At 62.1% G+C, this 13,138-nt stretch carries 13 protein-coding genes and 1 tRNA gene; 12 read left to right on the top strand and 2 right to left on the bottom strand.

The genetic code is table 11. The features are described 5' to 3' along the window. Positions 1-4: 4 nt before the first annotated feature. Both QWL29_RS10805 and QWL29_RS10800 read left to right on the top strand, forming a co-directional pair. Entirely contained in the window at positions 5-934 is a 930-nt protein-coding gene (locus QWL29_RS10805) for an MlaD family protein (RefSeq protein ID WP_305822895.1), read from the top strand. Beyond that, positions 931-1,563, top strand: coding sequence for a hypothetical protein (locus tag QWL29_RS10800; protein WP_305822894.1), 633 nt, complete (start codon positions 931-933; stop codon positions 1,561-1,563). The genes QWL29_RS10805 and QWL29_RS10800 overlap by 4 nt, the downstream gene beginning before the upstream one ends. A gap of 68 nt (positions 1,564-1,631) precedes the next feature. Here the strand turns inward: QWL29_RS10800 and QWL29_RS10795 are convergent, their stop codons facing one another. After that, positions 1,632-2,606, bottom strand: a complete 975-nt coding sequence (locus tag QWL29_RS10795) for an NAD(P)/FAD-dependent oxidoreductase (RefSeq protein WP_305822893.1) — start codon at positions 2,604-2,606, stop codon at positions 1,632-1,634. Between the two features lie 69 nt (positions 2,607-2,675). Further along, complete coding sequence (locus tag QWL29_RS10790; RefSeq protein ID WP_305822892.1) at positions 2,676-3,617, bottom strand: cation diffusion facilitator family transporter; 942 nt, start codon at positions 3,615-3,617, stop codon at positions 2,676-2,678. A 146-nt stretch (positions 3,618-3,763) separates the two neighbouring features. On the opposite strand from QWL29_RS10790, the gene QWL29_RS10785 reads away from it, so the two are divergent. From QWL29_RS10785 to QWL29_RS10740, 10 genes are all read left to right on the top strand, one after another. Then, positions 3,764-3,840 (top strand) — tRNA-Val (locus QWL29_RS10785). 260 nt (positions 3,841-4,100) lie between these two features. Further along, a complete protein-coding gene (thrS, locus tag QWL29_RS10780; RefSeq protein ID WP_305822891.1) occupies positions 4,101-6,011 on the top strand; it encodes a threonine--tRNA ligase in 1,911 nt (636 codons plus the stop codon). 12 nt (positions 6,012-6,023) lie between these two features. After that, entirely contained in the window at positions 6,024-6,572 is a 549-nt protein-coding gene (infC, locus tag QWL29_RS10775; protein ID WP_305822977.1) for a translation initiation factor IF-3, read from the top strand. Between the two features lie 425 nt (positions 6,573-6,997). Then, positions 6,998-7,195, top strand: coding sequence for a 50S ribosomal protein L35 (gene rpmI, locus QWL29_RS10770; RefSeq protein WP_026354218.1), 198 nt, complete (start codon positions 6,998-7,000; stop codon positions 7,193-7,195). A gap of 20 nt (positions 7,196-7,215) precedes the next feature. Next, a complete protein-coding gene (gene rplT, locus QWL29_RS10765; RefSeq protein ID WP_182988823.1) occupies positions 7,216-7,575 on the top strand; it encodes a 50S ribosomal protein L20 in 360 nt (119 codons plus the stop codon). Positions 7,576-7,702: 127 nt separating this feature from the next. After that, positions 7,703-8,734 carry a phenylalanine--tRNA ligase subunit alpha gene (pheS, locus tag QWL29_RS10760; protein ID WP_305822890.1) on the top strand — a complete coding sequence of 344 codons (1,032 nt, stop codon included), beginning with the start codon at positions 7,703-7,705 and terminating at the stop codon, positions 8,732-8,734. 95 nt (positions 8,735-8,829) lie between these two features. Further along, on the top strand, positions 8,830-11,256 hold the full coding sequence (pheT, locus tag QWL29_RS10755) for a phenylalanine--tRNA ligase subunit beta (RefSeq protein ID WP_305822889.1): 2,427 nt from the start codon (positions 8,830-8,832) through the stop codon (positions 11,254-11,256). 156 nt (positions 11,257-11,412) lie between these two features. Further along, positions 11,413-11,766 (top strand): integration host factor subunit alpha, encoded by a 354-nt coding sequence (locus QWL29_RS10750; RefSeq protein ID WP_305822976.1) that lies wholly within the window; start codon positions 11,413-11,415, stop codon positions 11,764-11,766. Positions 11,767-11,773: 7 nt separating this feature from the next. Next, positions 11,774-12,178, top strand: coding sequence for a MerR family transcriptional regulator (locus QWL29_RS10745; protein WP_305822888.1), 405 nt, complete (start codon positions 11,774-11,776; stop codon positions 12,176-12,178). 180 nt (positions 12,179-12,358) lie between these two features. Beyond that, a complete protein-coding gene (locus tag QWL29_RS10740) occupies positions 12,359-12,991 on the top strand; it encodes a response regulator (RefSeq protein WP_005667428.1) in 633 nt (210 codons plus the stop codon). Positions 12,992-13,138 lie beyond the last annotated feature (147 nt).

Below are 13,138 nucleotides of genomic sequence, written 5' to 3'. Positions count from 1 at the left end.
TCATATGAACGAACCTATCCAGGACGAACCGGCCCACGTCGAAACCAAGGCGATGATCCTGCTGGCTGTCGTCGCCGCCCTGATCATCGCATTTGTCGTGTATGTGATGTACGCGCGCGGCGTGTTCGAGCCGACCCAGCGCCTGGTGCTCGAGACCGACAATTCCGAAGGCGTCATCCCCGGCATGGACATGACGTTCGCCGGCTTCCCGATCGGGCGCGTGCGCCTGGTCGACCTGGGCGCGGACGGCAAGGTGCACATCGTGATCGACGTCTCGAAGGGCGACGCGAAATGGCTGCGCACCTCGAGCGTGTTTACCCTCGAGCGCAGCGTGGTCGGCGAGACGCGCATCCGCGCCTTCACCGGCCTGCTCGACGACCCGCCGCTGCCCGACAACTCCACGCGCCCGGTGCTGCGCGGCGACGTGACGGCCGAGATTCCCGGCCTGGTGGCCACCGCGCGTTCGCTCCTGAACAACCTGGAAAACATGACGGCCGACGGCTCCTCGATGAGCGGCAGCCTGGACAACCTGCAGACGCTGACCGGCCGCTTGTCCGGCAAATACGGCCTGCTCAGCGGCGCGCTGGGCGACGACGAAGCCAGCAGGTTCGTGCAGACCCTGCAGCGCCTCGACACCCTGCTGGCGAAGACCGACCAGCGCCTGTACGGCAAGAAGGGCATGGTCGACGATGCCCAGGCGGCCGTGGTCGAGCTGCAGGGCGTGCTGCAGGATGCGCGCGGCACGCTCAAGAAAGTCGATGCGGTGCTGGTCGAGGCCCAGGCCGTGGGCTCGAACGCGCGCGTGGCCACCGAAGACCTGGGCGCGCTGCGCGGAGAAGTCGACGCCAGCCTGCGCAAAGTGAACCGGCTGGTCGACGAAATCAACCGCAAGTGGCCGTTTGGACAACCGAAACAGGAGATCAAGCTGCCATGACGAAGACCATGATGCTGGCCGCGCTGCTGCTGGCCGGCTGCGCCAGCCAACCCGCGCCGCCGAGCTGGCAGCTTGATGCCAAGGATGCGCTGGACGGATTTACCGACGACTACCTGCGCGGGACTACGGCTGCGGCAAACGCGGAGTTTGCGCGCGCGCGGCGCGAGACGGGCAGTACCGGACGTCCGGACCTGGTAGCGCAGGTGGAACTGGTGCGCTGCGCAACGCTGGCCGCCAGCCTGGAGTTCGACGATTGCCCGGGGTTTGCGGCGCTGGCTCCGGATGCGACGGCGCAGCAGCGGGCGTATGCGGCCTACATCGCCGGGCGCTGGGAGGGCCTGGATGTGGCGGCGCTGCCCGAGCAGCACCGGCCGGTGGTGGCAAGTGGCGGGTTAGCGGGGATGGCCGATCCCTTGGCGCGCCTTGTTGCGGCCGGCGCCTTGTTGAAGGCGGGGAAGATCACGCCAGGAGATATCGAGCTGGCCACGAATACCGCATCGGAGCAGGGCTGGCGCCGGCCCTTGCTGACGTGGCTCGGCGTGTCGGAGCAGCGTGCGCAGGCCGCGGGCGATAAGGCTGCAGTGGAACGGATTCGCCGGCGGATCGCCCTGGCATCCGGCGTCAAGTAACCGTAGGGTGGGCACGGGGTGCCCACCGTACGGGTTATTTCAACAATGGAATACAGCGCATCGACAAATCAAGCGGCGCGCTGCGCTTTTTCCGGCGCCGGGCGCAAGGCCCACGGCAGGGCATTGTGGATGGTGGTCGCCGCAATCGCCGCCTGGCCGGCCGCCACCGCGATCTGGTTCAGCCCGCGCACCACGTCGCCGATCGCATACAAGCCCGGCACCTTGGTGCGCCCGTGGTCGTCCACCACCAATTTGTCGCATTCGGCCGTCTCCGCTCCCAGTTCGGCCGCCAGCTTCGAGCGCGCCGACTCACCGAGCATCGGATAGAACACATCGAACTCGCGGCTCTCGCCATCGGCGGTATTCAAGACCGGCTTCATGTCATCGGTCAGCGTCACGCCCAGCAGCGGCGATTCGACATACTTCACGCCCGCCGCCTCGATCTGGCGGCGTTCGTCGTCGGTCAGCATCGACTCCTCGCCGCGGTCGAACAGGGTGACGTCGGCGCTGAACGAGCGCATGAAGAGGGCGTGGCCGACCGGATTGGTTTCCGAGGTCACCACCGCGATGCGCCGGTCCATCACGTCGTAGCCGTCGCACACGGGACAGAGCCGCACCGCGCCGGCCGCCACCGCATCGTGCCAGCGCTCGACCGGCAGCCCGGCATCGGCCACGCCGGTGGCCAGCAGCACGGTGAGCGCGCGGATCGGCCAGGTGTTGCCGTCGTCATCCAGGTAGTCGCCGACGAAGATGCCGTCCTCCAGGCGCAGGCCGGTGATCTCGCCATGGCGCACCTCGCCGCCGTAGCGCTTCAATTGTTCGGTGAGATTGACCAGCAGTTGCCCGCCGGGCACGCCGTCGGGAAAACCAGGATAGTTGTGCGAGACGGGAATCAGACACAGGCGGCTGTTGCCCTTGTCGACTACCACGATGTTGCGGGTAAAACGGCGCAGGTAGATGGCGGCGGTAAGCCCGCCGGGGCCGCCGCCGATGACCAGGGTATCGAAGACGTGTTCAGTAAGATGCTCGGTAGATTCGTTCATGCACCGATTATCACGAAGCTTTGGCAGGTCTCCTATCGGCGTGCGCACCCAGCCGGAGTCGGAGGATACTTACACCGCCTGCAGCGGCTTGCCGTCCAGCGCCTCCGGCTGCAGCGTGACGTGGTCAATGCCGTGCTTGGCCAGCAGCATCTCCTTCACGCGGCGCAGCACAATCGGCCATTCGCCCAGGTCGGCGATTTCCAGGTGGCCGATGAGGGCAGGGTGGCCGGGCGACATGTCCCATACATGCAGGTCGTGCACCGACAGCACGCCTTCGACGGCGGCCAGGTCGGCGCCGACCTGCAGGTAATCGATCCCGTGCGGCACGCCTTCCATCAGGAAGTGGTAGGACTCGCGCAGGATGCCGACCGTGGACTTCAGGATCAGCAGCGAGACGAAGATCGACAGGATCGGGTCGATGCGCACCCAGCCGGTAAAGTAGATGATGGCGCCGGCGGCAATCGCCGCCACCGAGCCGAGCAGGTCGCCCATCACGTTGACCAGGGCCGCACGCGTGTTGATGCTCTCGGTATCGCGCGAGAGCACCCAGGCCACCGCGATGTTGATGCAGGCGCCAAGCGCGGCCACGATCAAGACCACGCCGCCCTGCACCGGCTCCGGATGGGTCAGGCGCTGCACGGCCTCGTAGACGATCCAGGCCACCAGCAACAGCATCGCCAGGCAGTTCACAAAAGCGGCCAGCGCCTCGGCGCGCACGAAGCCGAAGGAGTGGCGGCTCGACGGCGGGCGCTTGGCGATGACTTGCGCCAGCAGCGCCAGGCCGAGAGCGGCGGCGTCGGTGACCATGTGGCCGGCATCGGAAATCAGGGCCAGCGAGTTCGATATGACACCGGTGACCACTTCCACCAGGGCGAACAGCAGCGTCAGCGCGAGGGCAAAGGCCATCGCCTTCTGGCTGCGCGCCTCGATATAGTGGCCATATCGGGCGTCGCCGTCGAGGTGGGCGTGCAGGTGGTCGGAAGTCGGCGGTGCGGCGTGCTCGGAGGACATGGCTGTTACGGTGGATTCAACGACTGGCAAGTGTAATGGATATCGGCCTGGACGAAAGCAGGGCGCCTGTTCTAGGCATCGCAGAAATACTTAATTCCGAACAAGCCTTGCGCGGTCGGCGCCTGGCCCCTATAATGCTCCTCATTGGGCGGTTAGTTCAGCTGGTTAGAATACTTGGTCGACATCCAAGGGGTCGCAGATTCGAATTCTGCACCGCCCACCAGAATACACAGACAGTGCGGGGAACTCCGGTTTTCCGCTCTTGTCGTAACGGTAAGAGTGAGAAAGGCAAAAACGGTTATGACACCGCGAACTACAACCTGGTTGTGGGGGAATCGCTAGACGCGGTACGGTGGCCTTTTGCTCGAATAAACTCGACGACACTGAAAACAACGCGCCTGGTGCGCGTTTTTTTTCGTCCCGACTTTTTCAGTTTCAAATTTATTAATGTTAGCAGGCGCATCAGCGCTATTGGAGATCAAAATGTTGAATGTGCGACTTCCGGACGGCTCCAGCCGTCAATTCGAAGGACCGGTCACCGTCGCCCAGGTGGCCAGCAGCATCGCCACCAGCCTGGGCAAGGCCGCCCTGGCCGGCAAGGTCGACGGCAAGGTCGTCGATACCTCCTTCCTGATCGAGCAGGACGCCGATCTCGCCATCGTCACCGACAAGGATCCCGAGGGTCTGGACGTCATCCGTCACTCGACCGCCCACCTGCTGGCGTATGCGGTAAAAGAGCTGTTCCCGGAAGCCCAGGTCACCATTGGCCCGGTCATCGAGAACGGTTTCTACTACGACTTTTCGTACAAGCGCCCGTTTACCCCGGAAGACCTGCAAGCCATCGAAAAGAAAATGGTCGAGCTGGCCAAGAAGGATGAGCCGGTCACCCGCAAGGTGCTGCCGCGCGACGAAGCCGTGGCCTATTTCAAATCGATCGGCGAAGACTACAAGGCCGAGATCATCGCCTCGATCCCGGCGAACGAAGACGTGTCGCTGTATTCGGAGGGTGGTTTCACCGATTTGTGCCGCGGCCCGCACGTGCCGTCGACCGGCAAGATCAAGGTCTTCAAGCTGATGAAGCTGGCCGGCGCCTACTGGCGCGGCGACTCGAAGAACGAGATGCTGCAGCGCGTGTATGGCACCGCCTGGACCAAGAAGGAAGACCAGGAGCAATACCTGCACATGCTGGAAGAAGCCGAAAAGCGCGATCACCGCAAACTCGGCAAGCAACTCGACCTGTTCCACTTCCAGGAAGAAGCGCCGGGCCTGATCTTCTGGCATCCGAAGGGCTGGACCGTCTGGCAGCAGGTCGAGCAGTACATGCGCAAGACCTACCAGGACACCGGCTACAACGAAGTCAAGGCGCCGCAAATCCTGGACGTCACCCTGTGGCAAAAGACCGGCCACTGGGACAATTATCGCGACAACATGTTCACCACCGATTCGGAGAACCGTTCATATGCGCTCAAGCCGATGAACTGCCCGGGCCACGTGCAGATCTATAACGCCGGCATGAAGAGCTACCGCGATCTGCCGCTGCGCTACGGCGAGTTCGGCCAGTGCCACCGCAACGAGTCCTCGGGCGCGCTGCACGGCCTGATGCGCGTGCGTGGCTTTACCCAGGACGATGGCCACGTCTTTTGCACTGAAGATCAAATTGCGCCGGAAGTCGTGGCTTTCCACGCCCAGGCGATGAAGGTGTATGACGATTTCGGCTTCGCCAACATCGACGTCAAGATCGCACTGCGTCCGGACAACCGCATTGGTTCCGACGAAGTCTGGGACCAGGCCGAGGAAGCGCTGCGTTCGGCGCTGCGCGGCTGCGGCGTGGAGTGGACCGAGCTGCCGGGCGAGGGCGCCTTCTATGGTCCGAAGATCGAGTACCACCTCAAGGATAGCCTCGGCCGTCCATGGCAGGTCGGCACCATGCAGGTCGACTTCTCGATGCCGGGCCGCCTTGGCGCCGAGTATGTTGCCGAAGACAACACCCGCAAGGTGCCGGTGATGCTGCACCGCGCGATCGTCGGTTCGATGGAGCGCTTCATCGGCATCCTGATCGAGAACTACGCGGGCGCGCTGCCGCTGTGGCTGGCACCGGTGCAAGTAGCCGTTCTCAACATTTCTGACGCCCAGGCAACGTATGTGAAAGAAGTGGAAGCACGCCTGAAAGCTGCCGGCCTGCGCGTTCACGCTGATTTGCGGAACGAGAAGATTACCTATAAAATACGCGAACATTCCGTCCAAAAACTGCCATACATCCTGGTGGTTGGCGATAAGGAACGCGAAGCAAACACCGTGGCCGTGCGTGCGCGGGGCAATGTCGATCTGGGCGTGATGTCCGTCGATGCCCTGGTGGAGCGCCTCCTGGGCGAGGTTTCCTCCAAAGCCAAATAACGCCGGCCGGTCATTCAGACATTAAAAGGAAACAACATAGCTACTGACAAGTCGTCGCATCGCATCAATGGCGAAATTAATCACCCGGAAATGCGTTTGTCCGGGGTGGACAACGAGCCGCTGGGCATTGTGAGCCTGGCCGAGGCGTTTCGCCTGGCTGAGGAAAAGAACGTCGACCTGGTGGAAATCGCGCCGAACGCGAATCCACCGGTCTGCCGCCTTATGGATTACGGCAAGTTCAAGTACTCCGAGCAGAAGAAGGCCCACGAAGCCAAGCTGAAGCAGAAGATCATCCAGGTCAAGGAAGTCAAGTTCCGTCCGGGTACCGACGAGGGCGATTACAGCATCAAGCTGCGCAACCTCATCAAGTTCCTCGACGAAGGCGACAAGACCAAGATCACCTTGCGCTTCCGCGGCCGCGAAATGGCCCACCAGGACATCGGCTTCCGCATGCTGGAACGTCTGAAGGGTGACCTCGAGCCGTATGGCCAGGTCGAGCAGTTCCCGAAGATGGAAGGCCGCCAGATGATCATGATCATCGCGCCGAAGAAGAAGAAGTAATTCTTCCGTCGTGATGGCAGGGCAGGCCGGACCCGGCGCCGCAGCGTGAGCTGTAGCGCCGGGTCCGGCTTTGTTCGTTTGTAGGGTCTGGTGCGTTTGCATGGCGCTGTTTTCGTGGGGTGGGCACTTGTGCCCACGCGGTATGGTGCGGATGATTTATCGAAACGTTCCATATGATGATCGACCGGCCCTTCGGCGATGATGTGCAGTGCGCATCGGTACGACCGCGTGGGCACGAGTGCCCACCCTACAAAGCAACACATTTCCCTACAACCTGTGCTAGAATCTGCGGTTCCTGTTTTTCGAAACAGGTTGTAGTGGGCCTGCGGTCCGCTGCAAAACAAGTGAAAGTAGGCATCTAAGAGCAGCGTCGCTGCCACCTGCAATCCTGTTACATATGAGGCTGTCCGCGAGGACAGATGACTATGCCAAAAATGAAAACCAAAAGCAGCGCGAAGAAACGTTTTCGCGTGCGTCCGGGCGGTACTGTCAAATCGGGTATGGCGTTCAAGCGTCACATCCTGACCAAGAAGACCACCAAGAACAAGCGCCAACTGCGCGGCACCCGTAACATCAATGCGTCGGACGTGACCAGCGTCTACCGCATGATGCCATCTGCTTAATCTCACACTAAGGAGCGAATATGCCTCGAGTAAAACGTGGGGTTACTGCACGTGCCCGTCATAAGAAAGTTCTTGCGCTTGCCAAGGGTTACCGCGGCCGTCGCAGCAAGGTATTCCGTATTGCCAAGCAAGCAGTCATGCGCGCTGGCCAGTACGCATACCGCGATCGTCGTAACAAGAAGCGCGTCTTCCGCGCACTGTGGATCACCCGTATCAACGCAGCATCGCGTTCGCACGGCATGACCTACAGTGTCTTCATGAACGGCCTGAAAAAAGCCGCGATTGAACTGGACCGTAAGGTTCTGGCCGACATGGCCGTGCACGACAAGCCGGCTTTCGCCGCGATTGTTGCTGCCGTCCAGGCCAAGCTGGCTGCCTAAGCATCCAGTTGAGTACGACAAGCGCTGCGGTAACGTAGCGCTTTTAGAAGCGGGGCATCGGTTCATACCTGTGCCCCGTTTTTGATTGTGGCGCCTCCCGCCACCCAAAGACAGGAAAAGAAAAAGCATGAAATCGGTGGAAGAATTCGCGCTGGAAGAACTCGTCGTTGCAGCAGGGACCGATTTTGCCGCTGCCCAGGATGCAGCCGCGCTCGAAAACGCAAAAGCGAAATACCTCGGCAAGACCGGCCAGGTAACCGAACTGATGAAGGGCCTCGGCAAGCTCGACCCTGAACAGCGCAAGGCGCAGGGCGCCCTGATCAATGCCGCCAAAGAAAAAATTGAAAAGGCATTGACCGCGCGCCGCGACGACCTGGCCAACGCCCAGCTGCTCGAGCGCCTGAACGCCGAGTCCATCGACGTCACCCTGCCGGGCCGTGGCCGCTCGGTTGGCGGCATCCACCCGGTGATGCGTACCTGGGAGCGCGTCGAGCAGATCTTCCGCTCGATCGGCTTCGACGTGGCTGACGGCCCGGAAATCGAAACCGACTGGACCAACTTCACCGCCCTGAACAGCCCGGAAAACCACCCGGCGCGTTCGATGCAGGACACCTTCTACATCGAAGGCCAGGATTCCACCGGCAAGCCGCTGCTGCTGCGCACCCACACCAGCCCGATGCAGGTGCGTTACGCGCGCACCCACACGCCGCCGATCAAGGTCATCGCGCCGGGCCGCACCTACCGCGTCGACAGCGACGCCACCCACTCGCCGATGTTCCACCAGGTCGAAGGCCTGTGGATCGGCGAAGACATTTCTTTCGCTGACTTGAAGGGTGTCTACCTGAACTTCGTGAAGGCCTTCTTCGAGACCGACGACCTGCAGGTGCGCTTCCGTCCTTCCTACTTCCCATTCACCGAACCGTCGGCCGAGATCGACATCGCCTTCGGCTCCGGTCCGCTGAAGGGCCGCTGGCTGGAAGTATCGGGCGCCGGCCAGGTACACCCGACCGTGGTGCGCAACTTCGGGCTGGACCCGGAAAAGTTCATCGGCTTCGCGTTCGGCTCCGGCCTCGAGCGCCTGACGATGCTGCGTTATGGAATCAACGATCTCCGTCTCTTCTACGAAGGCGATCTCCGCTTCCTCAAGCAGTTCAATTAAGAATGAGCATGTAGGAAACCGTCGAGCTTGCTCCGGTTTCCTCGTCCATTTATAAGAAAACCTGATAAATAGCGCAGCTATAAGGTAAAAAGATTATGCAATTCTCCGAAAACTGGCTCCGTTCCCTGGTCGATCCGAAAATGAATTCGGACGAACTGGCCCACCTGCTGACCATGTCCGGCCTCGAAGTCGAGGAAGTGGAAGCCGTCGCGCCGCCGTTCTCGCACGTGGTCGTGGCGCAGGTGGTAGAAGTGGCCAAGCACCCGAACGCCGACCGCCTGAACGTCTGCCAGGTGGATGTGGGCACTGGCACGCTGTTGAACATCGTCTGCGGCGCGCCGAACGTGCGCGCCGGCATGAAGGCGATCTGCGCCCAGGCCGGCGCCGTGCTGCCGCCTGGCGCCGACGGCAAGCCCTTCGAGATCAAGGTCGGCAAGCTGCGCGGCGTCGAGTCGCAGGGCATGATGTGCTCGGCAAAGGAACTGAAGATTTCGGAAGAAAGCAGCGGTCTCATGGAGCTGCCGGAAGAAGCACCAATCGGCACGAATATCCGCGACTACCTCGGCCTGAACGACCTGAAGTTCACCATCAAGCTGACCCCGAACAAGGCGGACTGCCTGTCGGTGCTGGGCGTGGCGCGCGAAGTGTCCGCGCTCACCGGTTCGCCGCTGTCGCTGCCGAGCGCACGCGCCGTCACCGTGAATACCGATGAAGTGCTGCCGGCAAAAATCTCGGCGTCGGACCTGTGCGGCCGCTTCACCGGCCGCGTGATCCGCGGCCTGAACGCGCGCGCCGCTACCCCGGAATGGATGAAGCGCCGCCTGGAGCGCTCGGGCCAGCGTTCGGTCTCGGCCCTGGTCGACATCTCGAACTACGTCATGCTGGAAATCGGCCAGCCGTCGCACGTCTTTGATCTGAGCAAGATCCACGGTTCCATCGACGTCCGTTGGGGCAAGCCGGGCGAAACCCTGAAGCTTTTGAACGGCAACACCGTCGAAGTCGACGAGTGGGTGGGCGTGATTGCCGACGACAAGGAAATCGAATCGCTGGCCGGCATCATGGGCGGCGACTCCACCGCCGTCACCCTCGACACCACCGACGTCTACCTGGAAGCCGCCTTCTGGTGGCCGAACGCCATCCAGGGCCGTGCCCGCAAATACAATTTCTCGACCGACGCGGCGCACCGCTTCGAACGCGGCGTCGACTTCGCGCATACCGTGGAAAACATCGAGCGCATCACCGCGCTGATCGTCGAAATCTGCGGTACGAACGACACGAAAGTCGGCCCGGTCGACGACCAGGCTGTGAACCTGCCGCAGCGCCAGCCAGTCGTGCTGCGCACCGCGCGCGCCGCGAAAGTGATCGGCGTGGCCGTCACCGACGAGATGATCGCCGACATCTTCAATCGCCTGGGCCTGCCGTTCACGCATGAGGCTGGCCAATTCTCGGTCACCGCGCCATCCTACCGTTTCGACATCGAGATCGAGGAAGACCTGATCGAGGAAGTCGCACGCGTATATGGCTTCGAGAACATTCCTGCGAACCCGCCGGTGGCGCCAAGCGCCATGCTGATCGAGCCGGAACATACCCGTTCGCTGTTCGCCGTGCGCCATCAGCTGGCCGATCTTGGCTACCAGGAAGTCGTGAACATGAGCTTCGTGGAAAGCGCATGGGAAGCGGACTTCGCCGGCAACGACGCACCGATCAAGCTGCAGAACCCGATCGCCAGCCAGATGAGCGTGATGCGCTCGACCCTGATCGGCGGCCTGCTGGCCAACGTGCGCTATAACCTGAACCGGAAAGCCGGCCGTGTGCGCGTGTTCGAAGTCGGCGCCATCTTCAAGCGTAACGAGGCGATTGCCGACGGTCCGCTGGCCGTCGCCGGCTTCGAGCAGCCAAAGCGCGTGGGTGCGATTGCCTACGGCCCGGCCGTGGACGAGCAGTGGGGCATGGCCACCCGCGCGGTCGACTTCTTCGACGTGAAAGCCGACCTGGAAGCCCTGTTTGCGCCACGTGTGGTACGCTTCAATAAGGCTGAGCATCCGGCGCTGCATCCGGGCCGCTGCGCCACGGTCGAGCTCGATGGCAAGGTCGTCGGCTTCATCGGCGAGCTGCATCCACGCTGGCTGCAGAAGTACGATCTGCCGCAGGCGCCGGTGCTGTTCGAGGTCGATGCCGCTGCGCTGCAGGAACGCGTGGTGCCAAGCCACGCCGAGATTTCGAAGTTCCCGGGCGCCACGCGCGACCTCGCTTTGGTCGTGAAACAGGACGTGCCGGCCCAGGCCGTGCTCGACAGTTTCAGCGCTGCGGCCGCCGCCCATCCAAACGGCAAGATCTTGCAAGCGGTTGTTTTATTTGATGAATACCGCGGCAAGGGCCTGGAGGCGGACGAAAAATCGCTTGCTTTCCGCTTTAGCTTGCAAGATACTCAATCGACCTTGCAGGACGATGCCGTAGAGGCCTTGATGGCTGCTGTGGCTGAGGCTGCAAAAGAAAAACACAGCGCAAAATTGCGCGGGTAGTTGATAGCATTGCGGCGTCATCGCGCTCATACCGCGCGAGCGCCGCGATAATATCGTCCAAAACACGTGATCCGAAGGCAGGGCTTCAAAATTAATAACAACGACGTTGATACGGCCGTATTCCAGGAGGCGCTGGCGGCCGACCTGCATCGTGCGATGCAAGTGGCGCGGGTACGGGCGGAAGCAGAGCGCGACCTGCCGACCCTGACCAAGGCCGAGCTGGCCGAACTGCTGTTCGAGCAGGTCGGCCTGAACAAGCGCGAAGCCAAGGACATGGTCGAAACCTTCTTCGACGAAATCCGTAACGCGCTCGAGCGCGGCGAGGCCGTCAAGCTGTCGGGCTTCGGCAACTTCCAGTTGCGCGACAAGCCGCAGCGGCCGGGCCGCAATCCGAAAACCGGGGAAGAGATCCCGATCACGGCGCGCCGCGTCGTGACTTTCCACGCCAGCCAGAAACTCAAGGGCATGGTCGAAGAGACCAGCCCGGCGTCGCTGGCGCGCGCTGCCTGAGTGAGCCATGAACGACCGTCCGAACAAGAATGAACTCGCTGCGCTGCCGCCGATCCCGGCCAAGCGCTACTTCACGATCGGCGAAGTCAGCGAATTGTGCGGGGTCAAGCCGCATGTGCTTCGCTACTGGGAGCAGGAATTTACTCAGCTGAAGCCTGTCAAACGACGTGGTAACCGCCGCTACTACCAGCACCACGAAGTGTTGCTGATCCGGCGCATCCGCGAGTTGCTGTACGAGCAGGGCTTCACCATCAGCGGCGCCCGCAACCGCCTTGACCACCGCGCCAGCGACCTGGCCGGCGGCATCGAGCAGGTGGAAGTCGAGGAAGCGCCGGCGGTCGACACCGCCAAGCTGCGCGAAGACCTGCTCGGCATCCTCGCGTTGCTGAAAGACGGCCCGCGGCCGGCGTAAAAACACGGCGTAATTCAAGGCACGGCGCAGTTCACACTCAGGCATTCGTGCGCCTGTTGTACTGGGGCCTGGGAGTGCTAAAATGTTACATGCGCTTAGCTCATCGGACGCATGACAGCCGCGGCGCTAATAAAAGTTCGCACGGCTCTTTCCTGTGCCAGGAAAATTTAAGGGAAGACAATGATACGCGTTGCCATTTGTGACGATCACCAGATAGTTCGAGCAGGTTTCAAACAGATTTTCTCGTCGTCCGGCGATTTCGAAGTCGTCGCCGAGGGCGCCACCGGCCGTGAGGCGCTCGATATCGCCCGTCGCGAAATTTGCGACGTGCTGTTGCTCGACATCGCCATGCCCGACCAGAGCGGGATCGATATCCTGCGCACCATCCGCCAGGGCCAGCCAAACCTGCCGGTGCTGATTCTCTCCGGCTACCCGGCGCAGCAATACGCGCTGAATCTGTTCAAGATGGGCGCCAACGGCTACCTGAACAAGGAATGCGAAGCCGACGAGCTGAAAACCGCCGTGCGCACCGTCTACCAGGGCCGCCGCTATGTGTCGTCCACGGTCGGCGAACTGCTGGCCCAGAGTTTCGACCGCGACCCGAACACCGCGCTGCACACCGAGTTGTCGGACCGCGAGTTCCAGGTCTTCCTGCGCCTGGCCAAGGGCGCCACCGTGTCCGATATCGGCAACGCGCTGTCGCTGTCGATCAAGACCGTGTCCACCTACCGCACCCGCATCATGGAAAAGATGGGCCTGCAGTCGAACAGCGACCTGACGTATTACGCAATGAAAAACAACCTGCTCGACTGAGCAGGCTCCCAAAAAAGCGCCAGGCATTCCCTGGCGCTTTTTACATGCGGCAAGAGCAAGGTGCGAACGCCGCCCGGCGTTTGTTCTTGCCGACCTCGTCCGTCTCCACGCCGCAGTCCCGCGATTCTCCTGCAGCTGCCGCATAAT

The sequence above is a fragment of the Massilia brevitalea genome (genome assembly GCF_030711405.1).
GTDB classification, from domain to species: Bacteria; Pseudomonadota; Gammaproteobacteria; order Burkholderiales; family Burkholderiaceae_D; genus Telluria; species Telluria brevitalea.
The sequence above is the reverse complement of the archived record's forward strand: the minus strand, read 5'-3'. Positions and strand labels throughout refer to the sequence as shown.